The sequence below is a fragment of the Limibacter armeniacum genome, assembly GCF_036880985.1.
Classification (GTDB): Bacteria; Bacteroidota; Bacteroidia; order Cytophagales; family Flammeovirgaceae; genus Limibacter; species Limibacter armeniacum.
In genome coordinates this window covers 223,142-249,320 of sequence record NZ_JBAJNO010000009.1, presented here as the reverse complement: position 1 = coordinate 249,320, position 26,179 = coordinate 223,142, and the positions used below count along the sequence as shown (strand labels likewise).

The window sequence follows — 26,179 nt, the reverse complement described above, 5'->3', positions numbered from 1 at the left end:
AGTAATCCATGACCTGTATCGGTCATTTGTTACATCCACTGACAAAATGATATTGTAAACAATGAATAGATTAGTACATATTGGAATTTTTACGTTGTAACAGCAAGCGTACAGATTTTATAGAGAAAGTCTCTTGAAAACAATATTCAAGATGGAAATTATGATATAAATAAAACCGTAAAATACTTATTATGCAATAACAACATGTAAAAAGTAAACGATTTTTGATGCTTGCTAAAGCATACACTGTACAGTTCTGTGATGTTTTGTGTGTTGTTATTGTTCAGTTAAAGAACAGAAATGAAAAAACGACCTGTACATTGTTTGTGAAGCCAAGTACAAGTCGTTTATAATGGGATTCAAATTAAAATAATAATTGTTGAACTTTTGATATCAACCCAACCTGATTCTAAAGACCAAACCCTAATTGGTATTTCAGCTTATCTTCTATCTTTTCTGTTGAAAGGTCAATGGGTGAAATTCTGAAACTCCAGCTGTATTGTTTTTCTTTCAGTAGTGATTCCTTGGAAAAGTTGTAAAGAAAACTTTCACTGCCCAACCCTGATTGCTTATAGTCTACATTAAAAGTCAAGAACTCACCATCTTTCAAGTCTTTGAGATGATTAGCAGTTGACAGGTTATCGATGGAATAATGATGTGCGCTAATATTCATTTCTTTGCCAATTACCATAATTCCTTTTCCATTTGAGTTTGTAAGTGTCGCCCAATTAACATGTGTTCTGTTGCCATTTTCCTGTGGCCTGATATAAGGGACTTGCAGCTCTTTTACTTGAGCAGCATAGATTCCCATTTTGTATCCGCTTTGTCTGTCAGGGTAATTTTCCTGAGGTCCTTTTCCCCACCATTTGATATTGTCAAAATCGTGAGAGAAGTACAGTTGACAGCCTACTTTAGGTAATGGTGGTGTACTCAGGCTCCAAAAATTATTTCTGGTTAGTGAGTTTCTTATCTGAATGTCACCATTCCCAAAAATCTGATAAGTGGTTTGGAGGTCATAATCTACTTTTTTACTTGCCAGATTTCCACTAACGATAAGAGTTATACTGTTAGCTGATGTCTTTTCAGTTTCTACCTCTACCTTTTTAAGCGTAAGGCTGTCTAATCCCATTTTTCGCCAGAGGGGTCCGTGAAATTGAACACGGGGATCAGGGTTAAATTGGGAACCTTCATCATTGTCTGTCGGGCTTCGCCAAAGGTTTACAATAGGCCCTGCTAACATGATTTTCTCACCTTTATAAGTGAAATTGCTAATCATCCCATTGGCTTTATGAAAAGCTAACCTGAACACATCGTTACCAATCAGTAGTAGGTTGCCACTGTCTTCGGATGTCAGTTCTGGAATGTTATTGAGGTCTAGAGGCAATGGCTGTTGTTCAGCTTGTTTTATGATAAACTGTTCCCATGCCATCTCTGTACCTTTGTCAGCCCAAGGTGTGTCTGCTCTCAATAAGGCAGAGATAGTAAGGTGATAAGTACTGTTTAAGCTGTTTTTGGGGAGTTCAAAGGGAATACTTATGCGTTTTGACTCATTTGGGAGTAAGGATAACTTTTGTAACAAGCCTTTTTGGATGGGTTTGCCATTTTCTAATAATTGCCACCTGAACTCAAAATTGCTTAAATCCTGAAAGGCGTACGCATTTCTAATTTTTACCTGTTGACCTTCCAATTCAAAATCTTCAAACTTGATAAACTGGTGCGCCTTTTTCACTTCTTGCAGAGCGGGCTTGGGTTTTCTATCAGGAAAGACCAACCCATTCAAACAAAATGCTCCGTCGTGGACTTTTTCTCCAAAATCTCCTCCATATGCCCAATAAGGATTCCCTTTTTTGTCATGTTTCAATAATCCCTGATCAACCCAGTCCCAAATAAAGCCTCCTTGCATGGTACGGTGTTGTTCAAATAAGTTCCAGTAATCCTGAAACAAACCAGTAGAGTTTCCCATTGCATGTGCGTATTCACATAGAATCAATGGTCGTAACGAATCGGCCTTGTGCATTGCCTGTACACGCCCAATAGTGGGATACATGGCACTGTTGATATCGTAGCCTGAGAGACTTTGAGACCATTTTAACCCAGCCCAAAGACTTTGAGCTGATTGAAGCAGCCCTACTTCACTTTCCTGCATGATGGGGTAATCAATCGTACGGCCTTCGTAATGTATGGGGCGTGAGTGGGTATCCTTGATTTTGATCCATTCTGCCATGTCTTCCATATTAGGACCATTGCCCGCTTCATTACCCAATGACCACATAATCACACAAGCATGATTTTTACTGCGTTCAAACATTGCCATTCCCCTTTCCAAGATTGATTGTTGCCATTCGGGAGCCTTTACAGGTGACTCATTTCTGTACGCCCATAAATAGTGACTTTCAATATTGGCTTCATCCATAACATACATCCCGTATTCGTCACATAGCTCATACCACCGTGATTGATTGGGGTAATGGGCATTCCTGACCGCGTTGATGTTGTGCTGTTTCATCAGGAGGATATCCTTAATCATGGAAGCTTCAGAAATAGCCCTGCCATTTTCCGGTTCAAATTCATGCCTGTTAACTCCTTTGATATAGATTGCCTGTCCATTGATCAAAAGTTGACCCTTTTTTATCTCAACTTGTCTGAAGCCAACTTTTGTAGAAATGCTATAAAATGGGGTTTCATCATCGACAATCGTTAGGGTCAAGGTATAGAGGTGTGGCGTTTCGGCATTCCACTTTATTGGCTTTTCAATTTTCCGGTTCAGTTTTAAGGTCACTTCCTGGTGACTGTTGACTTTTTTGGAGTCAATTTCCTTTTCAAATTCAAGGGATTGGTCAGGTGCATAAAGCTTGGCGATTATTTTTCCATCAAATGTTGTCGCTGATAAGTTGGCTAGCTGGATGGAAAGGTTTAGTGATGCATCTTCATATTTTTTGTCAAGGTCTGTTTGGACCGAAAAATCCTGAATAAATACTTCCGGTGTTCTGAGTAGGTAAACATCCCTGAATATTCCACTTAACTTCCAATAGTCTTGTCCTTCAAGATAACTGCCGTCTGACCAACGAATAACTTTGATCGAAATACAATTTTCACCTTCAATAAGGAAGCTGGTAATGTCAAATTCAGCAGGAGTCATACTGTCCTGACTATAGCCAACTTCTTTTCCATTTACCCAAACATAAAATGCAGATTGTACCCCATCGAAATGCAATACAAATCGCTCGTTTTCTTGAAGTTGTTGTACTTGGAAAGTCCTGAAGTAAAGTCCTGTTTCATTGCCATTGTGTGGGACAAAAGGAGGGGTGGCAGGGAACGGGTAAACGATATTGGTGTAGATAGGCTGACCAAAACCTTGGAGTTGCCAGTTTGAAGGAACGTTGATATCATTCCAGTGGGAGTGGTTAAAGTCAGGTTTGAAGAATTCTTCAGGTGCATGGTCGGGATTTTTCAGAAATTTGAATTTCCATGTGCCATTCAGCATTGAAACCATATTGGAATTCTGACGGATTCGGCTCAGGGCTGAAACCTCATCCTGATACGGAATATAGGAGGAGTGAACAGGTAATTTGTTGATTCCTGTGATAGTTGGGGTTTCCCAATCTGGCGTTGTTTGTGCCATCAGTAACTGGTTAAAAAGAGTGATATATAGAATTAGGGGATAAAGTACTTTCATGTAATTGGGTTTTGGTATTTGCCTGAGCCTTAGCTGGTATTCATATATGTCAATTTGGGTATTTCACTGAATAATACAATAAAATTGAAAAGATGATAGAAATTAATTCTCAGGATAAGTTAATTCAAGACTGTTGAAAGAATTCTTTCAAGATTTAATATTGGAAGTATAAAAAAATAACCAGACCAATGAATATACTGATTGCCCCCAATGCTTTTAAAGGAAGCCTTTCTGCTAAACAGACTGCTGATATCATGTCAGCAGCAGTGAAAGATGTAGCGCATGATGCGGTTGTAACAAAAATACCTATTGCTGACGGTGGAGATGGCTTTACAGAGGTAATGGTGGAAACACTTGGTGGAGAATTGCTGGAATGTGATACAGTTGACGCCAATAACAAGGCAATAAAAGGTAAGATCGGGGTTGTAGGACAGGATTTGGCAATTGTAGATGTAGCGACGGCTTCAGGTATTGCTAGACTGGATGAGGGTGCGTTACAACCAATGGAGGCGAGTACTTTTGGTACAGGGCTTTTAATCGCCAAAGCATTGGACTTGGGTTGTGAAAAAGTGATACTTGGATTAGGAGGCAGTGCGACAACTGATGCCGGAACTGGTATTTTGAGGGCTTTAGGAGCTAAGTTTTTGGATGAAAACGGGAATGAAGTAACAGGAGGAGGAGGGAGTTTGGGAAGTATTACAACCATTGATTTGAGTGGATTGAGAAGAGAACTTCAGACTGTAAAGATCGAGTTGGCTTGTGATGTAGAAAATCCACTTTTTGGTAAGAATGGTGCGGCTTACGTATATGCGCCCCAGAAAGGTGCCAATAACAATCAAATCATTGAACTGGATAACAACCTGAAGCATTTTTGTGGAGTATTGGAAAAGAAAACAGCTAAGAACATAAGTTCACTGAAAGGAGGTGGTGCCGCAGGAGGGATATCGACAGGGCTTTATGCTTTATTAGGGGCAGAGCTTAAGCGAGGTGCTGAACTGGTTATGGATGCCACAGGTTTTGATGAGGCTGTAAGAAATGCTGACCTGGTATTGACAGGAGAGGGGAGTTTGGATATGCAATCAGCTTCAGGGAAAGGGACCTTTGCCATTGCTGAGAGGTGTGCCAAATACAGAAAACCGGTTTTGGTTTTTGCGGGAAGTATTCCTGTCGAGAACAATACTTCTTTGGATATTTTTGCTGGAGTATATTCTATTTTAAATGAACCAATGTCATTAAAAAAAGCTGTCCAACATTCTGAAAAATTACTTTTCAATGCTGTCAGAGAGGTAATAAAGGTGATAAATATTATAAATAATTGTTAATGCTGATCACACTGTTCATTAGTTGGTAGTTTTTGTTATCTTTTTATTGGATCAATTACACTTAAATTTGCGAAACCGTAAGCCAAACACTTACTGGTGAACTAATCAACCACCTATAATTTTTGAACAACGATTGACAGAGATCAGATAATGGAAAAATCATTAAAAAATCAACAGACAGCTGCCAGACCCAATTATACTATTCCATTGGTGGCAATGGTGATCATCTTCTTTATTTTTGGAGGATTGACTGCCTTGAACAGTAACGTTCTGACACCTTATGCTAAAAACACTTTCGGTCTGACACCAGGACAATCCCAAATTGTCAACTTTGCCTTTTTCATCGCTTACTTTGTAATGTCATTGCCAGCCTCAACCTTGATATCTAAAATAGGATATAAGCTATCAGTAGTGGTAGGTTTGGCTGTAGTGGCCGCAGGGTCGTTGAGTTACTTGCTGGCGGTAAATATGGCCTCTACGTCAGTTTTCCTGATAGCGACATTTATTGTGGCAGCAGGAATTGCAATTCTTCAGACAGCAGCCAACCCGTATCTGGCAAAGCTTGGAGACCCTAGTGGTGCCTCTATGCGTATTACCATTGCCGGAGCACTTAACTCGTTGGCAACTTATATTGCACCAACCTTGGGAGGTGCTTTTATTTTGAATGCTGCATTGAATACGACTCAACAAGGTGAAAACCTTAGACTGACGTACATTTTCCTTACAATTTTGGTCGCACTGATTACCGTGATCATTTTCTTTTCCAAACTTCCTGAAATCGTAGATGAGACAACAGAAGAGGTGAAGGAAGCAGAGGCTAAGTCAGTAAAAGGCCCTTTCTCATTCAGAAACCTTCGCTTTGGCGTATTGGGTATTTTCTGTTATGTAGGTGCTGAAGTAGGGGTTGCATCCTTTATCGTATTCTATATGACAGAGACGATCGGAGGATTTTCAGCAGAAATAGGTGCCAAGTTTGCGGCATACTACTGGTTAATGGCAATGATTGGTAGGTTTGTAGGTGTGCCAATCCTGAAGACGGTAGCTTCCGAAAAAGCATTGTTGGTGGCTGCAGTGATCAATATTGGGTTGATTGCCGGTAGTATTCTGATTAGCAATGATATTACAGTTTCTATGTTCGGTATGAATGTACCTGTAATTATCCTGATGCTGATTCTTGTTGGTTTGTTCAACTCGGTAATGTGGGGTTGTATCTTTGCCTTGGGTGTTGATGGGCTTGGTATCCATACGACTAGAGCATCAGGCTTTATGATGATGGCTGTAGCTGGTGGTGCGATTATGCCATACATACAAGGGTTGCTTAGTGACGCAGTTGGTATTAAGCTGGCTTACATCATCCCATTGCTATGTTATGCTTACTTGGCATATTTTGCTATCAACGGACATAAGAAAGCTTAATAGTTAAATAAAATACAGTTTATATGAAGCCTTCTGGTATAGAAAACCAGAAGGTTTTTTTGTATCCATTAATTAATAATTGAAAATGAAAATGCCTGTGATTTGAATATGTCAATCCCCATTTATGGTGAAAATTGAGCCGTATAAAATTCTGAAAACTGGTATAAAGTCAACATTAGTTTGGGCTAGCATAGGATAATTAGGATAAAAAATTATATTCGTTCTTAGTATTTGCTTAATATTTCAACTAAATAAATAACACGTTAATGGCTACACAAACTGTAAAAACCACACAGGAAAAGAGCTTTTTATTACCGATTACCATCATTGGAGTGATGTTTTTTGTAATCGGTTTCGCTCTGGGAATCAATGGTTACCTTATTCCATTTCTGAAGAAGGCGCTGGACCTTTCTTCAACACAATCTTACCTTGTATTGGCTGCTACTTTTTCAGCATTTATAGTATTTGGTTATCCATCAGGTCTGATCATTAAAAAGGTAGGGTATAAGAAAGGGATGATGCTGTCCTTTTTCTTTTTTGCTATAGGATTGGCTCTTTTTGTTCCTTCCGCAAGACTTGAAAGCTTGCCATTGTTCTTGTTAGCCTCTTTTATCAGTGGTTTGGGTAATACTTTGCTTCAAGCTTCAGTAAACCCTTATATCACTATTTTGGGTCCACAGGAAAGTGCTGCAATGAGAATCAGTATTATGGGGATTATCAATAAGGCGGCATGGGCAATTGCTCCAATCTTCTTGAGCTTGTTTATGAACCTTGAGTCTCCATCACTGGAATCTATCAACTTTCCTTTCTACCTGATCATCGGCATTTTTGTGATCTTGGGTATCTTCTCCAATTTTGCGCCACTTCCAGAAGTGAAGGCAGCAGGAGAAGATGAGGAAGACAGTGAGACACCGGCTTCTTCATATGCTAGCAGCAAGACGAGTATCATGCAGTTTCCTCACCTTATCTTGGGGGTTGTAGCCTTGTTTGCTTATGTAGGTGTTGAGACGATTGCTTTGGCTACAATTGTAGACTATGCTGACAGTGTTGGACTTGAAAACCCAGCGACTTACACGACTTATACGGTGATCTTTATGGTGGTAGGTTACCTTGTAGGGGTATTCTTTATTCCTAAAGTAATCTCTCAAAACTTGGCACTTAACCTTTGTGCATGGTTGGGTGTAGTTAGTTCAGCGCTTGTTATTTTCTCACCTGCAGCAACTTCAATTTGGTTCGTTGCAGTACTTGGTCTGGCAAACTCACTGATGTGGCCTGCAATTTGGCCGTTGGCAATTGCTGACCTTGGCAAGTTTACCAAGACGGGTGCTTCTCTACTTGTAATGGGTATTGTAGGTGGTGCTGTGCTGCCATTGGTATTTGGTTTTGTAAAAGATGAGCTGGGTGATATTCAGTCTGCTTATTGGGTAACAGTACCTGCATACCTGTTTATTCTATTCTATGCGATCAAAGGTCATAAAGTCAGGTAATCAAATTCTGAAAATATAGATATCTTGGAGCCATCATAATTAAGTTTATGGTGGCTTTTTTATTTACCATAATATGGCTGAGATATATGGAAATCAATTTTGAGAAAGGAGTACTAAGAGAATGGCGCAACGAGGATATTCCTGCACTGCTGAAATATGCCAACAACCCGAAGATATTCAATAATGTGAGGGATCGGTTTCCTCATCCTTATACATTGGATGATGCAGAAGTATGGATAAAACTGGCGAATCTGGCAGACCCGTTAGAGAATTTTGCCATAGTTGTGGATGGTGAGGCAATAGGCAGCATTGGCATTATGAAAATGACTGATGTATATAGGCTAAACCTTGAGATTGGCTATTTTATAGGAGAGCCGTATTGGGGGAAGGGTATCGTCACACAAGCAGTCAAGGCTATGGTAGATTATGCTTTTGAAACTTTTGAGGTAGTCAGGATTTTTGCAGGAGTTTTTGAGCATAATAAAGCTTCCATGAGGGTATTAGAAAAAGTGGGATTTCAACTGGAAGCGATCCATAGGAAGGCTGTGATAAAGAACGGAAAGCTGATGGATGAGTACTTGTATGTTTATCATAAAAAGAGTCTTGCAGAATAGCTTTCGGCAAGACAATGGCTTATTTAGACAAAATGTTCTTGGTATATCTGGAACAGGATCTCAGGTGATAATGGTTTGTTTTTGAATCCATTGATTTCCGGTATACTGTTAGCTTTTTCCTTATCATCGGGGTTAATGGAAGTGGTTAGCATGATGACCACGATTTTGTTTTGCTTGGAAGTGTCCAGTTTTCGATACTCTTCCATAAACTTCCAGCCACTCATTCCAGGCATATTGGCATCCAATAAAATTAGGTCAGGTATTTCTTGCTTGAGATAGTTCAGCGCTTGTGGTCCACTTTGTAAAGTCACGACAGATTTTGCAAATGCAGCTCGCTCTATGATTAGTTCATTGAGAAAGTTAGTGGAGTCATTGTCGTCAATAAGAAGTATGCTATTAATTTTTGGTCCCATGACTATAATTAGGTCTTGAAAATAAAAATGAGCTACCAATTAAAACCGTTCTAAATTTTAAGATGAATATTGGTTGTTTTAACCTTAAAAAGTGTTGAAAATTAAGTGTTTAAACATGAGATTTTAATTGATATAGAATATAGTATTATTATCAGTAATTCTATTTATCATAACTGATTTTATAGAGAAAAATGGATTGGAAGAAGTTTTTTTTATCTGATAGCATATGTTTCTAAAGCAAAAAAGCGGTACAGAATGTGAATTCTATACCGCTTTGATATTATTATATTATGCTGATTATTTCAACAGACCAAGTTCTCTTAGTCTTTCAGTCAAAAATTCTCCAGCTGTCATATCAGTATACTGTTTAGGATTTTTATCACTAACACAGCTTTCAAGGCAAGTAAGATCCATTTCCGCTCTAGGGTGCATAAAGAATGGCATCGAGTAACGAGAAGTTTTGAGGTTCTCTTTCGATGGGTTGATTACCCTATGGATCGTTGATCTAAGCTTATTGTTGGTTAGCCTTGCCAGCATGTCTCCAATGTTGATAACAATCTCATTTGGATTAGGCTGAACATTAATCCACTCGCCACTTAAAGCTTGTGCCTGAAGTCCTTCAGCGCTTCCACCCATCAGCAAAGTAATCAGGTTGATATCACCATGTGCGGCAGCCCTGATAGCACCGTCAGGAATGTTGTCGACATTTTCCTGAGGGTAGTAGTGAAGCATGCGTAGGATACTGTTACCGTTATGGATTTTATCATCAAAATAGAATTCATCCAGTCCAAGGTACAAGGCAATTGCACGAAGCAGGTTCTTTCCTGTCTGTTCGAAAGTCTTGTAAATCTTTAGGGAGATTTCCTCAAGTTCGGGCACTTCTTCAGGCCAAACATTGTCAGGATAGTTATCTTTGATCGGATCGTTGTCCTCAACTTCCTGACCTACGTGGTAAAACTCCTTAAGGTCTGGAAGGTCACTACCTTTTGCGCTTTCCTTGTTTCTGCCTGTATGTCCACGTTGGCCACCAAGCCCTTCGATTTCGTATTTGGCTTTTACATCTTCAGGAAGCTCAAAGTATTTTTTGGATACTCTGAAAAGTTCTTGTCTTAAATCTTCAGTCACACCGTGGTTAGAGACAATAACAAACCCCATATTGGAGAATGAGTCTCCCATTTCTTTTACAAACGCTGCTTTTTTCTGTGCATCGCCAGACATTAAATCATTAAAGTCAACGGTTGCAATCTTGTTAATATCCATAAAGAACGTATAAATGTGTTATGATTTAATATGTATGTTAGTGGTGCAAATATAACACTTCACTTTGAATAGCTATTAATTAGAGAACTAATCATTCATTTCCTGTGAGAGTCCAAGCACATTTCTGAGGCTGTCAAACTGATGGCTGTTCTGGTTCCAGTACGGAGACCAGATTCTTTTTTTCTTGGTAGCTTTCAAGGTTAGTTCCTGTCCATTCATGCTGCTCTTGAATGACTCTTCCCAACTTTCAATGGCATATGGTGCCTCACCTTCAAAGTTAATGACAAGTTTTCTAGGCAAGTCAGTGTAGGATAATGTATAGGTCATCAGGCCATTTTCATTTTTCTTTAAAGATGCTTCTGCACTATGGGCAGCATGATCCTGATGCAGCATTTCTGTAGTAAGCAAGTTGGGGATTATGGTAAGTTCCCCTGTTGGCAGGATTTCAGGATTGATTCTGATGACATTAAAAAGCTCATCTTCCAGAAGGTCTACTGCTAATGTTTCTTTTTTGGTTTCAGCTCCCTCAAAATAGGAATGGTGTTGAATATAAAGCCCTTTCCCTGTGTGTGTCATGGAGCTGAAGTACTGACCGCACCAGTCTTGATTCGAATAGGTTACTTTGAGGGATGCCGGTAAAGAGGCTTTACTAACTGGAGTGAATACGGACTCCATTTGAGAGTAATCATAGATACCTGTTGTAAAGCGTTTAATCAGGTTGTATTTCAAGACAGTTACGGCATCTTTAGCTTCAGGGTCATCGGATTTTACATATTTCGTTTTGTTGAAAGGCTCAGTCACCATTACCAATATAGCATGTCCTTTTCGCATCTGCCCATATCGGGGCTGTTGCAATTCATAGGTAGTAATTTCAGCCTCTCCCTTGTACCAGTATTTACCAAAGCCTTCGTAATGAGAAAAAGGAGCGCCTTCAGGGGCAGAAGTGGAGGAAGTGCATGCAATCAGCAGAAGCATCATGCATAGCGTTTTCAGGTAATACATAGTTAGTTTGGGTTAGTGTTCTATAACAAAAAACCGATGTGCCACTCTAATAAGTGATCCATCGGTTTAATGTTGATTTATGCTTCTATCGATTCAGGTTCTAGCCAGTTGCCATCTTCCCGAATAATTTCAATCAGTTCATCTACGGCCTTTTCAGAAGGAACGCTTCGCTTCACGACTTCTTGACCTCGGTAAAGCGTGATCTTACCTTTACCTGAGCCTACGTAACCGTAATCCGCATCTGCCATTTCTCCAGGGCCATTTACAATACATCCCATGATGCCTATTTTCACACCTTTCAGATGGTCTGTTCTTTTACGGATCATGGCGGTAGTTTCTTGGAGATCAAACAGCGTTCTTCCACAAGAAGGGCAAGAAATGTATTCAGCCTTGGTCATTCTTGTACGTGCTGCTTGCAGAATATTGAATGCCGTACTGTTATATGTTTTTAATAGTTCAATTGTGCGCTCTCTATTGGTCTCCTGATCTAATGCAGGCGTCAGCATAATACCGTCACCCAAGCCATCAATCAGTAACCCACCAACATCTGTAGCACTGTAAAGCTGAAGCTGATCATTGTCCAAATCAGAAGAGTAGGTTCTCCAGGCAACAACAGGCGTTTTGATTTCCTGCTTATAAAGCTCCAGAAGAAGTGCTCTCAACTCAGGCATTGCATGTGCATTGTCTGTGGCGATTACCAGTACTATATTATTTTTTGATTGAAGCAATTCATTCATGGAACTATCCATATCCTGAATGGAAGCTTTGACAAAATTCAAGGTAGGGTGAAGAGTTACACCTTCTTTCAACTCCTTGGCTGTGAGCATTGGAATATCATTGGATTTGTCAGCTGAATTGACCCAAGCAGAATAGTCCAAAACTTCCTTAACCCCATTAGGCAACATAAAATCCAGTTTGTTGTTGCCTGTATAGATATAGTCACAACCGTGGTCATTCATCGCCCATTTGTCTGTAGCTGGCAAATAGAAATGACCGACAGCTTTCAGGTCTTTCATCTCTATCTGTGACAAATGGCTTAAGTCTGCAATGACCCTTGGCACGTTATGGTCACCAAAGTTTTCTACTTCCTTGGTAACACGTCTTTCATACTTAAAAGGGTCTTTTGGCGTAACTTCCAGTTTGGTAGGAATCTCCTTGGACTTGGCAGCACGATCGTTGTAACGGTTGATAAGTGCTGCTGCCACTGGTGCTTCAGCCTCAGGAGCTTCTGTTAGGGATACACGAACAGTGTCACCTAAGCCATCTTCAAGCAGTGTTCCGATACCTACAGCAGACTTGATTCTGCCGTCCTCTCCTTCTCCTGCTTCTGTTACTCCCAAGTGGAGTGGGTATGGCTTGAGTCCTTCCTCTGCCATTTTTTGTACAAGCAACCTATAAGCCTGAACCATCACCTGTGTATTGCTGGCTTTCATCGAAAGGACAATATTGTGGTAATTCAGGTCTTCGCAGATACGCAGGAACTCTAGTGCAGACTCAACCATACCGATAGGTGTATCACCATATCGGCTAAGAATTCTGTCTGACAAAGAGCCATGGTTGGTGCCGATACGCATGGCAGTACCATATTCCTTACAGATATCTACCAGAGGAGTGAATTTTTCACGGATTCGTTCCAGTTCAGCCTCATACGTATAATCATCATATTCAATGATTTCGAATCGTTTCTTGTCAGCATAGTTTCCTGGGTTGATACGCACTTTCTCAACCAGTCTGGCTGCCATTTCAGCGGCATTTGGGGTAAAGTGGATATCAGCCACAAGCGGAGTTTCGTAACCTCTTGCACGTAATTCCTTACGAATTTCCCCAAGGTTCTCTGCTTCCTTGATACTTGGTGCTGTAATACGTATGTACTCACACCCTGCCTCAATCATTCGGATTGACTCTTCAACAGAACCAATTGTGTCCATTGTGTCAACGGTAGTCATGGATTGGATGCGGATAGGATTGTCTCCTCCAAGTGGTACACCTCCAATGTTTACCTCAATGGTTTTCCTTCTCGAATATTCCGTCAGACTGTTACAGTATGTGTAAGGGTGAATAATGGTCTTCGAATCCATAAAAAGTTTAGTATGATCAAAATGCAATGAAGAAAGACTGTTTTGTTTCTTCAGTCATTGATTGTTATCAGATTGAAAATATGTGACTTAGTGACTTATGTAGCCTTAAGTGATCGCATATACGATGCAAATTTAATATAACTGATGTATGTTTCCGTGTAATCCGGTATGAATTAAACTTAAAATATGCCAAAAATGTGAGGTGAAAGCTGGATTAATTTAAAATAAAAAGAGCCGACAGTGATTGCTGCCAGCTCCTTATAGTATTGTATAGCTACTTATTTGGCTACACTGATATAAATGATTTTGTCCTGAAACTCTTTATTCATTCCCTTATTTTTACTGAGCCATTTCTCAAAATCTTCAGGAGAAAGTGTCTTGAGTCCCCCATTTTCCTCATCAAGTATAGGTTTCTTATAAGGTTTAGGTGAGAACACAACATATACCCGATTGAAAAGCCTGTCTTCTCCCATGGTAGTCAGTTGCAATTCATCCACTATTCTTGGACTTATTCCCATTTCAGTGGCATGCTCTGGTGAGAAAACAATATACTCCTGATCTGCTTTTACTTCAGCCGCATTTCCCTTTTCACCATTGGTACTTGAGTAGGGGAAAAGGCGATAGACTTTATCCTTTTCTCTCATAAAAATACTCATATAGCCATTTACAGGAGACTGGAAACCTACATAAAGGCTTTGCATATCCTGAAAGGTGGTTGTTTCACAATTTCCTGTTTGATTACACGAGAGGGTAGATGCTGTAAACCCGATTGGTGTGTCATCAATTGCTCTGGCTTTTCCTTCTACACTGCATTTTAGGTATACTACCTGCTTGCCACCTTCCTGTTTTAGAATCCACTCAAAAGAGGATTCAGTTGTGGAAATCCATTCACCTTTTACTTCAGATGATGTAAGTGTAGTTAACTCAGTTCCACTGCTTGCTTCAAATCCATTTTCTTTATTGGTAACGGTTAAGTCGTTTCCTTGCTGTACAATGGTTCCAAACTCTTTTGCCAATGCCTTAATTTGTGTTTGTCTTAGAAGGTCCTGCTTAAAGGATCCTACACAATGGCTGTCTTCCAAAGGTAAAGTCATCGTTGCCGCAACTTTCTTTGTACGTTGTGCAAATGTGTTGGTACTACCGAAAATGGTCAGTACAAGTAATATGATAAAGTAAGGGTGTGTTCTCATTTTTAGGATATTCTTTATTAACAAAGACCATTCAGTACCCCAATTTGACAGAAGAAAATGGATATAATTACAAATAGTACTTTTTCTTTTCTCAGATTAACTGAAACTAATATACTAACAGTTGGATTGATTTATATAAAGAAGGGGATGTACTTTTTCTTTTTGAAGCTTATATCTAAATTCAACACATGATGGCTATTTCAAGCGGTATAATATAAAGGAAACGAAGTAAATTAGAGGTGATCGATTTATTTCAAATGAGATAAATGGCTAACAGAGAAGGTTTTCTATGAAGAAAAGTGATTAGATAGCACTAAAAGTTTATAGGATTGTCTGTCCAAAAGTCTTTAGTAAGTGTCTAATCATAAAGCAAAAGGTTACGACTACCAAAATTAATATTATATGAAGTTAATCAACACAATTTTATCCTTGTTCCTAGTAGCTGCAATTGTTACAGCTGGTTCAATTGGTTCGGCACAGGCTCAAACCAAAGAGGAGAGAAAGGAAGCGCTAAAACTTGCCAATAAGCGATCTATTAAGATTGCAAGAAAAGAAGCAAAGCAATATGAAAAGAAAGGGTTCTCTGCTATTCTTGGTGATCCTCCAATTCACAAGCAGTTAGAAGACTCTTATGCCCTACATTATGTAACCAATGACAGAGGTCAGAAAAAATACTTCCTGACTACTCAGGAGGCAATGGCAGAAAACTATGCAGCCGCCAAGCAGCAGGTTTATCAACTTTGTCTGGCAGATTTTGCTAACCAAATAGGTAGTGAAATTGTAGGTAAGATTAAGTCAAATGTTGCCAATTCAGAAGGCTTGGAGGATGCTGTTTCGGTAACAGAAGTAATTGGTGCTTACCAAAACAGGGTAGCAGCAAGATTAGGTAGAACAGAGCCGGTTGTAGTTTTGAAGAAGAAGGAAGGCAAGTATACCTATATGGTGATGACGATGAAATATGATGTGGCTTCTGCTGAGGAAATGGTCAGAAATGACCTTCGTCAGGAGCTGAGAGATAAGGCTAACCTTCAGCAGGAAGAAATCGACGGACTGCTGGACCTGAAATAGGGGGTTAGATTTTGTTGGATATATAAAGCCGGAAGGAGTTTTCTCCCTCCGGCTTTTATGTTTTATACAAAATAGGAAACAGGGTTGGTGTTCGTTTCGCACAATACGGTATTTAATTCAGGGAACCTTTTACTAACCCAATCATGCAATAGGTTTTTGGTAAATACTTCACTTTCATAATGACCGATGTCCGCAATGATGATACGCTCTTCAGCATCAAAAAACTCATGGTATTTATAGTCAGCTGTTATGAAAATATCAGCTCCTGATGCTTTGGCTGCTCCCAATAGAAAACTTCCTGCACCCCCACAAATCGCTACCTTTTTGATCTGATCCTTAACATTCAAGTTTGTATGCTTGATAACATTTAGGTTCATCGCATTTTTTAGGTGATGAAGGAATGCTTTTGGATCCATTGGTGCATCCAATTCACCTACCATACCCGAACCAACTTCCTGATTGGTATTTTCCAGTTTATGTAAGTAATAGGCTACCTCTTCGTATGGGTGGGCATGGTTCATGGCTGCCAGTACTTGACCTTTCAAGTGTGCAGGGAATAGCACTTCTATTCTTGTTTCAGCAACTGTCTCCAGTTTATTAGCTTCTCCTATATGAGGTTGGGCAACTTCATTTGGCATAAAAGTACCTTTGCCTTCCAGTTGGAAACTACATTTTTTGTAGTTGCCAATGTTGCCAGCACCAGCTTCAGCTAAAGCATTTAGCAGTTCTTGCTCATTCTCATTAGGGACAAAGACAGTCAGCTTCAGGAGTGTATCCTGTTTTGGAACCATTATTCTGGTATTGCTAAGCCCTAACTTGGATGCAATTTTTGCATTTACCCCTGTATGTACATTATCAAGGTTGGTATGAATGGCATAAATACAGATGTCTAGCTTGATAGCGCTGATAATGGTACGTTCCACATAGTTTTTTCCATTGAACCTTTTGAGCCCTTTGAATACTATAGGGTGGTGTGCAACGATCAAATTACATCCTTTTGCTGCGGCTTCAGCAACGACTTCCTCAGTGCAGTCAAGAGAGAATAATACACCAGTTACACTTTCTTGACCTGTTCCTGTAATTAGCCCTGCATTGTCATAGCTTTCCTGATAGCTGGCAGGGGCTTCGGCTTCCAGAAACCTGATAATATCATTAACCTTCATGGTAAGTCTGTTTTTGAATTTGAAATATGCTTGCAAGATAACAAATGCGTTGAAACCATCTCAAGGACAGATGTTCAATGGGAATCAATAAAAAAGCCCACCGAGTGGTGGGCTTTCAAACAAACTATATGAACTTAACTTACCTACTGGAGACTTTTCTTATTTGTAATGCTCATTGAAAGTCAATACTGATTTGTGAGAGTGGTTTGCTACCTCTTCAGCGATGCTACCCAAAAGCATGTGAGAAATTCCCTTTCTACCGTGAGTTGACATTGCGATCATATCTGCATTGATCTGATCAGCAAACACCCTGATACCTTCTTCTTCAGAGAAGAAGTTGAAAGTATGGATCTTGTAGTTTTCAAAACCGTACTTCTTCGCAAACTCCTCGATTGTTTCGATGGTATAAGTAGTTGCTTCAAAAGTGTTTGGTGTAATCACCTTTACAAGGTGAAGTGTCGCATTGAACAACTCTTGGAATACTTTCAGTGAAAGTGCTGTCTTATCAGATACTTTATCAAAAGTAGAAGCGAATACCATTTCACGAGGGTAGAAGCTGTCTTCTTTCTGTTTGATAGTAAGTACTGGAGCTTTAGCCAGACGGATCACTTTTTCTGTGTTTGAGCCAATGAACAGCTCATCGATTCCGTGGATGCCACTTGATCCCATCACGATCAGGTCAGTCTCATCTTTTGTTACAAAAGAGGCAATATGACGTTGAAGGGAGTCAAATACAATATGTTCGTGGATCAGTACATTAGGGTACTGCTCGCTGATTTGCTTCATTTTTGCCTCAACTACTTTTTGTAGTGAGCCAGTATATACATTGTAAAGTTCAGGGGATTCATCTACACCTCCAATGGCGGTTACACTGTCGTAGTGTGTAACAGAAGGTACATCTACCACATGAAGTAGAGAGATTTCAGCATTCGCAATATCTGCGATTTCTACAGCAACATCTAAAGCATTGTTCGCTTCTTCAGAGAAATCGGTCGGAACGAGTATTCGTTTGAGTTTCATGGTTATGATCTGTTTAAGTCAGAGAAAAGAGTAAAATTTTTGTGTTATTCCTTGATTGTATAACAAATGTACAGGGTCTCTTCTCCTAAAATGTTGACTTTAGTCAACCATGAAAGGTGATTGTCATTCCTATAGTAGATTAATAGCGCATATAGACTCTTAATGTGCCGCCAGGATGGATGATATCACTGCTTAACTTGTTCAGTTTTCGAATATCCTCTATCTCTATATTGTACTTGTAAGATATCAGTCCAAGGTTTTCTCCCTGCTGTACTTTGTGGTCAAAGTACATAACCGGTAAACCTATCTTAAGCTTTGTAGCATTTTTTATCACCTTTTCCTCTGGTACTTCTTTTCCGTTGGAAGCATATAGAATATTGTCCGAGATAATATTGAATCTTGCAGCAATATCTTCAGCGGTTTCTCCACTCTGAGATGTATAGAATTTCCAGAACAGTCCTTTTTTGTAATCTGCAAGATTGTCTTTCAACTCCTCCAGCTTGGTATTGTACTTTTTGATGGATTCCTTTTGAGCTTCTGAAAAGTCATAGTCTACCAAAGCTTCATCCAGTATAGCTTTGGCTTTCCTTATTTGTGGGATGCCCTGATGGTAGTTGCTAAAGTGGTAGACAAGGTCTCGTGCCTTTTGCATTGTGCTTTCATAGAGCTTGTCATTGCTGGAGTTTTCAGTATTACCTGAATTGGCTTGAGCTATTTCTGTGCTGTCGTTATTGCTGCCAGAAGAAAATGCTAACCTAAACAAACCGTTCAAAGAAAGTGTAAGGATACATGCAACGGCTGCTACTATACCATATCGGGTGAGCTGTAACTTAACGGAAGGGTAATACTTTTCTACACCCTTTGGTTGAGTTCTTTCCTTATGTTCTTCGCTTTCAGGTGGTGTGAATGTGTTGACCTTTTCTTCTTCAGATATTTTCTCTATCAGACTTATAGCATCAGTTCTTCCAAGTTTGACTGCCTCATTAAGAAAAACCTTTGCTTGAGTCCTGTTTTTAAAGGTACCTAACCCATGAAAACACATCCAGCCTAACATATATAATGTTTCCCCATCCAATAGAAGTTGGTCCTTGTAATTATATACCAACCCTTTGAAAGCGTCTTCATATTGCTTGGCATAAAAACAGGCTTTTATTGACTTGAGTTTTTCATCAGGATTGACTGGTAACATTTCCATAGACTCCAGTAAAGCGGCCTCCAGTTCGAGCTGCTTATCTTCATCTTTAGTGGATTGTAACTGTTCAATTAGTTGGATTATATCCTCAGAGAGCATCTCAAAAGTATATATGCTATAAGACTTTAAGCCAAAGGATGCTTGTTTAGGAACAGAAGGGGTGTCTTCCAGTACAAGGCGTTGCCCTACTTGGAAGCCTGACGATGTCTGTGTAGTGATTAGGCGTTCGTTTTCAATAACCTTGATAAGCGCTTTGTTTTCAGGGTCATTATCAGAGATATAAAGCCAGCATAGGTCTCCGGCCGCCAGTGGTAAATTGGCGTCAAAAGGATATAGTTCAACCAATTCCTGATAGGTCATGTCAACAGCTTGGTTTTGTTTTAACGGTTTATTGCAAAATCAGCTGTAAGAGTATTTATTATCAGCTAGTAAAAAGTCTATACTGACAGTGATAAAACACATTTCTTATCAGCTAAATATGTATGTAAGTCATTCAAATGTAATGAAATATGTGATTTTTTATAGTTTTTTCTTCAAAATACTGAGTTGGCATTGTGTTTTACCCATATTCTCAAGGCTTTCAAAGGATGGAATTATAAAGGGAGAAATTTTGTATAGTTTAAATACGAAAATGTAAATACCCCTTTTAGGGAATATTCTTTCATGCTATTGTGAATTGTACATATTTAATAAATGCTTCTCATATATGACTTTATTGAGAGTAACTCATAATTATTATTAATGAAGGAACTTTTTCTATTATAAGTTAAAATTAGAGGGTCGATTCACTGAAATTCGTTCAAAAACGGATAAATGCACTGCTATTAACATTTGAGTCTGAAAAAAATTAAAAAAAATATAAGTTTTTTACCCTTCAATAGAAATGGTAATTTTCTAGTATGAATTAAAGATGAATAAGTTGTTAATGGAGAAGGGGAGCATTTATGATAAGTACAAAATTGAATCTCAGGTAAAGTGTATGTTCATTCATTTATATATGCTGATTAAAGGGTGGGAAAGTGCTGTAAAATTCTCCTGATTTGTTAAAAATCGTATGTTTATTCTTTAAATCAGATTGAAATAAAACAGAGGGGTTGAAAACGCGTCCTTTGAATAGTACAATATTTACGCTTGTTTGAACTTTGTGTTAAGGCACTGATTTATATTCATTTATTATAGAATTATTCAAGGGTTTATTAGTGAAGTGCATAACTTTCGTCAATGTTTTAACTTGGATTAACGTTTTGACGAGATGAATTAACAGTTACCTTTGCATTGAAATTCAAAGTTCACAAAAACTTCAACTTTGATAAACAAAAAAATGCAGATTAAACTTCATCAATTATTCGCACTAGTGCTGGGCTTTGTGTTTTTCACCGGCACAGCTATCGCACAGAATACGACCGCCTCTATTAGCGGTGTAGTAACCGACAACAATGGAGAGCCTCTTCCAGGCGCAGCCGTAATAGCTGTACACACTCCATCAGGTACTCAGTATGGTATTTCCACTCTTTTTGATGGAAACTATACACTAAGAGGTATGAGAGTAGGTGGTCCTTACACAATTACAGTATCTTTTATTGGTTACCAAAATCAGGAAATGACAGATGTTTACCTGAAACTTGGTACAACTAAGAAATTAAACATCACACTGCAAGAAGATGCTATCAGCCTTGCGGAAGTTGAAGTCTCGGCTAATAAAGGTGGAGACATTAACAGTGACAGAACAGGAGCTGCTACAAGTGTTAGTAGTGAGCAACTGAAAACACTTCCGACAATCAGCCGTTCAGCTTCAGACTTTACTCGTCTGACTCCTCAGTCTGATGGTAACAGCTTCGGTGGTAGAAACAACCTTTACAACAACTTCTCCCTTGACGGTTCGGTATTCAATAACTCATTTGGTCTTGATGTGTCAACGCCAGGTGGACAAACAGGTGCACAGCCAGTTTCATTGGATGCGATTGAGCAGGTGCAAGTATCATTGGCTCCGTTCGATGTAAGAGAGGGAGGTTTTACTGGAGCAGGTGTGAACGCTGTAACCAAGTCAGGTACAAACGAATTCCACGGAACAATCTACGGCTTCGGTAGAAATGAAGGTATGATTGGTAGCAAGGTTGCGGGTTCAACTGTTGAAAACCTTGACTATAGAAATGTACAGTCAGGCTTCTCTTTGGGAGGTCCGATTATCAAGAATAAATTGTTCTTCTTCGTAAACGGAGAGATTGAAAGAGCAAATGAAAGAGCGCACGGATTCGTGGCTCAGCGTGAAGGCGAAGAAGTAGGTGGTAACATTACTTCAGTGAGATATGATGACGTGATGGATGTGAAAAACATCATGATGGAGAGATGGGGATATGACGCTGGCGACTTTGAAAATTATAACCATGAGAAATACAATGACAAGATCTTGGTGAAACTTGACTGGAACATCAATGATGATCATAACTTCTCGATTCGTTATAACTACCTGAAAGCATGGAAAGACATCCTTCCTCACCCTGAAGCGATTGGTGGTAGAGGTCCACAACCTTACCGTCTGCCATTCTCGAACTCATCTTACAGAATGAACAACAACATCAACTCGTTGATGGCTGAGTTGAACTCACGTTTCGGTAACAAAGCTTCTAACAAGTTACAAGTAGGTTATTCAGCATTCCGTGATTTCAGAGAGCCTTGGTCTGAGCCATTCCCAGTAATTGACATTCTGAATGCACAAGGTCAGACTGCAATCACTGCTGGTTCAGAGATGTTCTCAACTAATAACTTACTGGATCAAGATATCTTTCAGTTCCGTGATGACTTTACATACTATATGGACAAGCATACAATCACGGTGGGTACTAACTTGGAAATCTTCAAGTTTAACAACTCTTTCAATTTGTTCTACTATCCTCAATATGTTTACAATAATGTAGAGGATTTTAAGATAAATCAGGCTTGGGATTCAAATGCTAACGATGGTGTAGGTGCATATTATACGCCAAACCCTAGTGCAGACATTGCTGCATCACAGCAAAATCCTTATGCTATGGCTGAAGTAGATGTAGCTCAGCTAGCGTTCTACGCGCAGGATGAGTGGCAGGCAACAGACAACTTCAAATTGACAGTAGGTTTGAGAATGGATATGCCGATCTACTTGAACAAAATTGCTTATGATGCTACTACTGCTGAATTTGACGGATGGGTTGATACAGACGGAAACAAAGCAACAGTTGATCCTTCTACATTCCCTGACGCAACGCCATTGTGGTCTCCAAGAGTTGGTTTTAACTGGGATATGAAAGGTGATCAATCACGTCAATTGAGAGGTGGTTCAGGTATCTTTACAGGTCGTATTCCATTTGTATGGTTAGGTAACCAATCTTCTAACCCTAGAATTGACCCAGGTTATGAGTTCCAGGTAAATGATACAGAAGATGATTTTAAATTCCCTCAAGTTTGGAAAACTAACTTGGCATATGATCACTCATTCGGTCAAGGATGGTTCGCTTCAGTTGAAGGTATCTACTCTAAGGACTTGAATGCTGTAGTACACAGAAACTACAACATGACAGCTCCTTCACAAAATGCAACAGGTACAGACAACAGACCAATCTACGGAGGTTTTAACGAAACAAATATCTACTCAAGTTCTGCTGATGCAGTTGGTTTCCTTGAGGCAGGTGCAATTGTATTGGAAAACGTAGACAAAGGTTACCAATACTCACTTACTGGTACAGTGAAGAAAGCATTCCTTTCAGGACTGAACGTTATGGCTGCTTATACTTTCCAGGAGTCTAAGGACTTTACATCAATTCCTGCGGAGATTGCTGCGGATGCATTCCAACGTAACCCTCAGGTAATGGGTCCGAACAACTCTCAGTTCGCGCACTCAAGATACGGTTTGCGTCACAGGTTTATCACTTCTGTAAGCTACAGAAAAGAGTACTTGGGTGGTAAGATGGCTACTTCAATAGCAATGTTTGGAGAAATCGCAAAAGGTAACAGATACTCTTATACTTACTCAGGTGATATGAACAGAGATGCGATTGCTAACAACGACCTGATCTTTGTGCCAGCTACTTCAAGCGATATCAAACTGGTAGACACACCTCAGGCTTCGGCTGCTGATCAGTGGACTGCGTTGAACGCATTTATTGAGCAGGATCCTTACCTGAGCGAAAGAAGAGGTGACTACGTTGACCGTAACGGTGCTATGCTGCCTTGGTATTCTCAATTTGATATTAGAGTATTGCAGGACTACAACTTTGAGTTTGCAGGTAGAAAGAACACGCTGCAACTTTCACTTGATATCCTGAACTTTGGTAACATGCTGAACTCTGATTGGGGTGTAAGACAATTGCCAACAACTACAAGACCTATCACTTTCGAAGGTTACGAGGATGGTACAAACGTTCCTACATTCTCATTTGATACTGAATTGGCTGAATCTTTCACAGAGGATGTGTCAATCCTGTCTAAATGGCAAATGCAAGTTGGTGCTCGTTGGATCTTCTAATTGGTACACTGACTTTAAAAATAAAGAAGCGCCACTTTCCAGTTATGGAAAGTGGCGCTTTTATTTATTAGAAGAAAAGCGATTAGGTAAATTCTTCACAACCTAATTCTTCAATTTTTCTGTTGATCAACTCTTTAACCTCATTAGTAGTGGTTGCCCATCCACAGTTTTTCCATTGTCCTTCTCTATAAGAGTAATAGGAAGGGATGTAGTGAGGAATACCGTCATTGAAACGAAGGCCAACAGCCCAGTTGTAGTCTCTTGACGTAAAAGAAAGCCACATAAATTCAGGGAAAATCCTTGAACTTCCTTGTAATGAGATCTCCTGATAGGTTTCATCCTCATTGTAAAGGCTCTCTTCCAGCTCTTTCAGTTTGGCGAAAAGATTCTGATACAGGTGGTTGATCTTAAGGTAATGTGTTTTGATCAAACTAGAGATTTGCTTGGTGTCTTTTGTCTCTATATAATCCTGTAGTTGGTTATGTGTCTGGTAATTACAGGTCTCGGCTACAAAAGTACCTTCCTGATTTAGGTACCGAACCACAATCTCATGATAAGGACTAAGTTTGAATGACAAGTAAAATGGCGCTTTGACTACATTGGCTAACTCAAATGTGTCATGCCATATATGGCTAAAATACTCTGTGTGTTCAACGATCTTACCTTCTATCTCTAACTGACGGTTGATATCCTGAATGCCCTGAAGCAATACTTTTCTTTGTTGGAAGCATAATGTGGATTCTGCTTTAAATTCATTCCAGGATTTCCAGTTAGCTTTCCAATCATAAAACTCTAGGTTGTTTCCTCTCAGTTTGTAATCGAAACAGGAAGGACCATCAAGTGTATACCCCGGATAATAGTAGTCGAGTCCCAACTCCATGGCTAAAGTTGTTTCTTCCAGCATAGAATAGAAACCTAGACTGTAGGAAGTGTAGTCAGGGTCAAAAGCACACAAGAGACTTGCCATCGCTTTTTCACCTATATCAACAAAGCTGATGGCCGCTAACTTATTTCCGTCATAGAATGCTATTTCCCATGTATCATAGGCTTTTTTAGCATAAGGGTTTCCAGTCAAGCCAAAGAAGTCACTGAGAGACCGTTCTACCTGCTCTTTAAAGCGGTAGCTTTTATATTGCCTGTATAAGCGGTCTTTTTCTGCTGTTATTTTTAGTGGGCGAACCTCTTTCCTGAACCTGTCCCGGTTTTTTCTAATTAGCTTACGCTGTCTTTTGGAAAACTCATAGCCTTGAAGCCTGCTTCTTAACGGGACAACCCCTTGTATCTTTTCATCAAAGTACATCATTTCATAGGCGGCTACAATGTATCCATGCCTGAAGTAGCCTTGAGCCAATAGCCTGTCAAGGCTCTTTCTGCCTACGGGTTCCTGATGTGGGGTGATTACACCGAAAATCATAACGAATAAGGTATTTTCAGATTCCTAATCCTAACAAGCCGACCGCCAATAAATGGCATCGGCACTTTCAAAACACTGATATGGTGGTTGCTAGCTTATTTCCTTTAACAAATCCTGTATCTCTTCATTAGCTTTATCCATATCAAATGCTTCTAGTTTAGCGACACGTAATGAGGCATCATGTATAAAATCAAGAATAGTGGGGCGCTGAGATGCAGCTACCACAATCCTTTTATCATTTTTCATCGCCTTGATTACCTCATCTAACATATCCTCAGAAACCTTTCCAATGTCTTTGACAATGACTGTGTTTTTGGAAACTTTATTGGCTGTAAACTGTGAACCACTAAATACATCCGCATCATGTACCATTGAGGTAAGCCAATTAGCAAAATCATTGACAGTAGTGGGGTCCTGTTCTGTATATACAAACAGTACAGGCGTTTTTTTGTCTCCCGTTCTCCATTTTTTTAGATACTCGAAGCCATTTTCTTTGCTTCCAAATACATCTTTCAGTACTTGTTTGGTATGTCTCATATAATAATTAGGTATTGATAGTAGTAAAGTAAAGCTAATAGGATGTTTGTGCTGAGATTATTTCCACTTTCCCTGAAAGGTGAAATCCTCAAGTGATTTTCTGCTTCTTGGTGCTGTCTCTTTTTCTCTAAGACCATCAGGTAATGAGTTGGGATCGCCTATATATCCTACAGCAATCATGGCTACAGGTTCGAACTCATCAGGTATGCCCAGTGTTTTTTGTGCTTTTTCTGAGTCAAACCCTGCCATTTGGTGCATATATAATCCTAGTTCCGTGGCTTGGATAGCCATAGTTGCTGCTGCTTGTCCTACATCGTGCCAAGCATGACGGTTGACGGTGTCATTATGTTGGAATTTTTTGCTTGCAACTGAAAGGATTAGCAAAGGAGCAGAGGTGGCCCACTGCTGGTTGAATTCGACCAAACAATCTAGCAGGTTTTTATATCCTTCCGGTTGGTCTTTTGTCGCATAAATAAAACGCCAAGGTTGCTCATTAAAGCTTGAGGCAGCCCAGCTGGCAGCTTTAAATAGTTGGTGGATTTTATTGGGTTCAATCAGACGGTCTGAAAATGCTCTCGGACTCCATCTTCTTTCAATCAGACTATTGATAGAAAGTTCTTTTTCGTTCATCACGTATTGGGTTTATTGTTTAAAGTGGGTTATAGTGTACTTAAATTAAAGAAAATTAAAAATAATTAAATATCTCAGGTACATTCTTTAATGTGCTCATTCTAGTTTGTGTCCAAAGCGTATTATTAGGTGTACGATATTTCGAACTCCAGTAAGTGAAAGGTTAAACGTTCAGTTTAATTGGACGAAATATTTAAAG

18 protein-coding genes are annotated in these 26,179 nt (G+C 39.5%); 6 read left to right on the top strand and 12 right to left on the bottom strand.

Features of this window, described 5'->3' with window-relative positions:
• Positions 1-409: 409 nt before the first annotated feature.
• Entirely contained in the window at positions 410-3,676 is a 3,267-nt protein-coding gene (locus V6R21_RS18615) for a glycoside hydrolase family 2 TIM barrel-domain containing protein (RefSeq protein ID WP_334245096.1), read from the bottom strand.
• 188 nt (positions 3,677-3,864) lie between these two features.
• Here V6R21_RS18615 and V6R21_RS18610 point away from each other — a divergent pair, with 188 nt between their 5' ends.
• The 4 genes from V6R21_RS18610 to V6R21_RS18595 all read left to right on the top strand — a co-directional run bounded on the left by V6R21_RS18610 (position 3,865) and on the right by V6R21_RS18595 (position 8,515).
• Positions 3,865-4,998, top strand: coding sequence for a glycerate kinase (locus V6R21_RS18610; RefSeq protein WP_334245095.1), 1,134 nt, complete (start codon positions 3,865-3,867; stop codon positions 4,996-4,998).
• Between the two features lie 150 nt (positions 4,999-5,148).
• Positions 5,149-6,414 carry a sugar MFS transporter gene (locus V6R21_RS18605; RefSeq protein WP_334245094.1) on the top strand — a complete coding sequence of 422 codons (1,266 nt, stop codon included), beginning with the start codon at positions 5,149-5,151 and terminating at the stop codon, positions 6,412-6,414.
• Positions 6,415-6,680: 266 nt separating this feature from the next.
• Complete coding sequence (gene gluP / locus V6R21_RS18600) at positions 6,681-7,901, top strand: glucose/galactose MFS transporter (protein WP_334245093.1); 1,221 nt, start codon at positions 6,681-6,683, stop codon at positions 7,899-7,901.
• 86 nt (positions 7,902-7,987) lie between these two features.
• Positions 7,988-8,515, top strand: a complete 528-nt coding sequence (locus V6R21_RS18595; protein ID WP_334245092.1) for a GNAT family N-acetyltransferase — start codon at positions 7,988-7,990, stop codon at positions 8,513-8,515.
• Positions 8,516-8,538: 23 nt separating this feature from the next.
• Here V6R21_RS18595 and V6R21_RS18590 read toward each other — a convergent pair whose 3' ends face one another.
• From V6R21_RS18590 to V6R21_RS18570, 5 genes are all read right to left on the bottom strand, one after another.
• Entirely contained in the window at positions 8,539-8,928 is a 390-nt protein-coding gene (locus tag V6R21_RS18590) for a response regulator (RefSeq protein WP_334245091.1), read from the bottom strand.
• A 297-nt stretch (positions 8,929-9,225) separates the two neighbouring features.
• Positions 9,226-10,188, bottom strand: a complete 963-nt coding sequence (locus tag V6R21_RS18585; protein ID WP_334245090.1) for an isopenicillin N synthase family dioxygenase — start codon at positions 10,186-10,188, stop codon at positions 9,226-9,228.
• A gap of 87 nt (positions 10,189-10,275) precedes the next feature.
• On the bottom strand, positions 10,276-11,190 hold the full coding sequence (locus tag V6R21_RS18580) for a hypothetical protein (RefSeq protein WP_334245089.1): 915 nt from the start codon (positions 11,188-11,190) through the stop codon (positions 10,276-10,278).
• 77 nt (positions 11,191-11,267) lie between these two features.
• Positions 11,268-13,268: a (E)-4-hydroxy-3-methylbut-2-enyl-diphosphate synthase gene (ispG, locus tag V6R21_RS18575; protein WP_334245088.1), complete on the bottom strand. Its 2,001-nt coding sequence runs from the start codon at positions 13,266-13,268 to the stop codon at positions 11,268-11,270.
• A gap of 278 nt (positions 13,269-13,546) precedes the next feature.
• A complete protein-coding gene (locus V6R21_RS18570; RefSeq protein ID WP_334245087.1) occupies positions 13,547-14,458 on the bottom strand; it encodes a hypothetical protein in 912 nt (303 codons plus the stop codon).
• Positions 14,459-14,860: 402 nt separating this feature from the next.
• Here V6R21_RS18570 and V6R21_RS18565 point away from each other — a divergent pair, with 402 nt between their 5' ends.
• Positions 14,861-15,526 carry a beta/alpha barrel domain-containing protein gene (locus V6R21_RS18565; protein WP_334245086.1) on the top strand — a complete coding sequence of 222 codons (666 nt, stop codon included), beginning with the start codon at positions 14,861-14,863 and terminating at the stop codon, positions 15,524-15,526.
• 62 nt (positions 15,527-15,588) lie between these two features.
• Here the strand turns inward: V6R21_RS18565 and V6R21_RS18560 are convergent, their stop codons facing one another.
• From V6R21_RS18560 to V6R21_RS18550, 3 genes are all read right to left on the bottom strand, one after another.
• Positions 15,589-16,689, bottom strand: a complete 1,101-nt coding sequence (locus V6R21_RS18560; RefSeq protein ID WP_334245085.1) for a Nif3-like dinuclear metal center hexameric protein — start codon at positions 16,687-16,689, stop codon at positions 15,589-15,591.
• Between the two features lie 159 nt (positions 16,690-16,848).
• On the bottom strand, positions 16,849-17,709 hold the full coding sequence (locus V6R21_RS18555) for a universal stress protein (protein ID WP_334245084.1): 861 nt from the start codon (positions 17,707-17,709) through the stop codon (positions 16,849-16,851).
• 139 nt (positions 17,710-17,848) lie between these two features.
• On the bottom strand, positions 17,849-19,261 hold the full coding sequence (locus V6R21_RS18550) for a LysM peptidoglycan-binding domain-containing protein (RefSeq protein WP_334245083.1): 1,413 nt from the start codon (positions 19,259-19,261) through the stop codon (positions 17,849-17,851).
• 961 nt (positions 19,262-20,222) lie between these two features.
• Between V6R21_RS18550 and V6R21_RS18545 the strand changes: the two genes are divergently transcribed.
• On the top strand, positions 20,223-23,399 hold the full coding sequence (locus tag V6R21_RS18545) for a TonB-dependent receptor (RefSeq protein ID WP_334245082.1): 3,177 nt from the start codon (positions 20,223-20,225) through the stop codon (positions 23,397-23,399).
• Positions 23,400-23,481: 82 nt separating this feature from the next.
• Here the strand turns inward: V6R21_RS18545 and V6R21_RS18540 are convergent, their stop codons facing one another.
• The 3 genes from V6R21_RS18540 to V6R21_RS18530 form a co-directional block, all read right to left on the bottom strand.
• A complete protein-coding gene (locus tag V6R21_RS18540; RefSeq protein WP_334245081.1) occupies positions 23,482-24,813 on the bottom strand; it encodes a hypothetical protein in 1,332 nt (443 codons plus the stop codon).
• Between the two features lie 90 nt (positions 24,814-24,903).
• Complete coding sequence (locus V6R21_RS18535) at positions 24,904-25,350, bottom strand: hypothetical protein (protein ID WP_334245080.1); 447 nt, start codon at positions 25,348-25,350, stop codon at positions 24,904-24,906.
• Positions 25,351-25,407: 57 nt separating this feature from the next.
• Complete coding sequence (locus V6R21_RS18530) at positions 25,408-25,980, bottom strand: nitroreductase family protein (RefSeq protein ID WP_334245079.1); 573 nt, start codon at positions 25,978-25,980, stop codon at positions 25,408-25,410.
• Positions 25,981-26,179 lie beyond the last annotated feature (199 nt).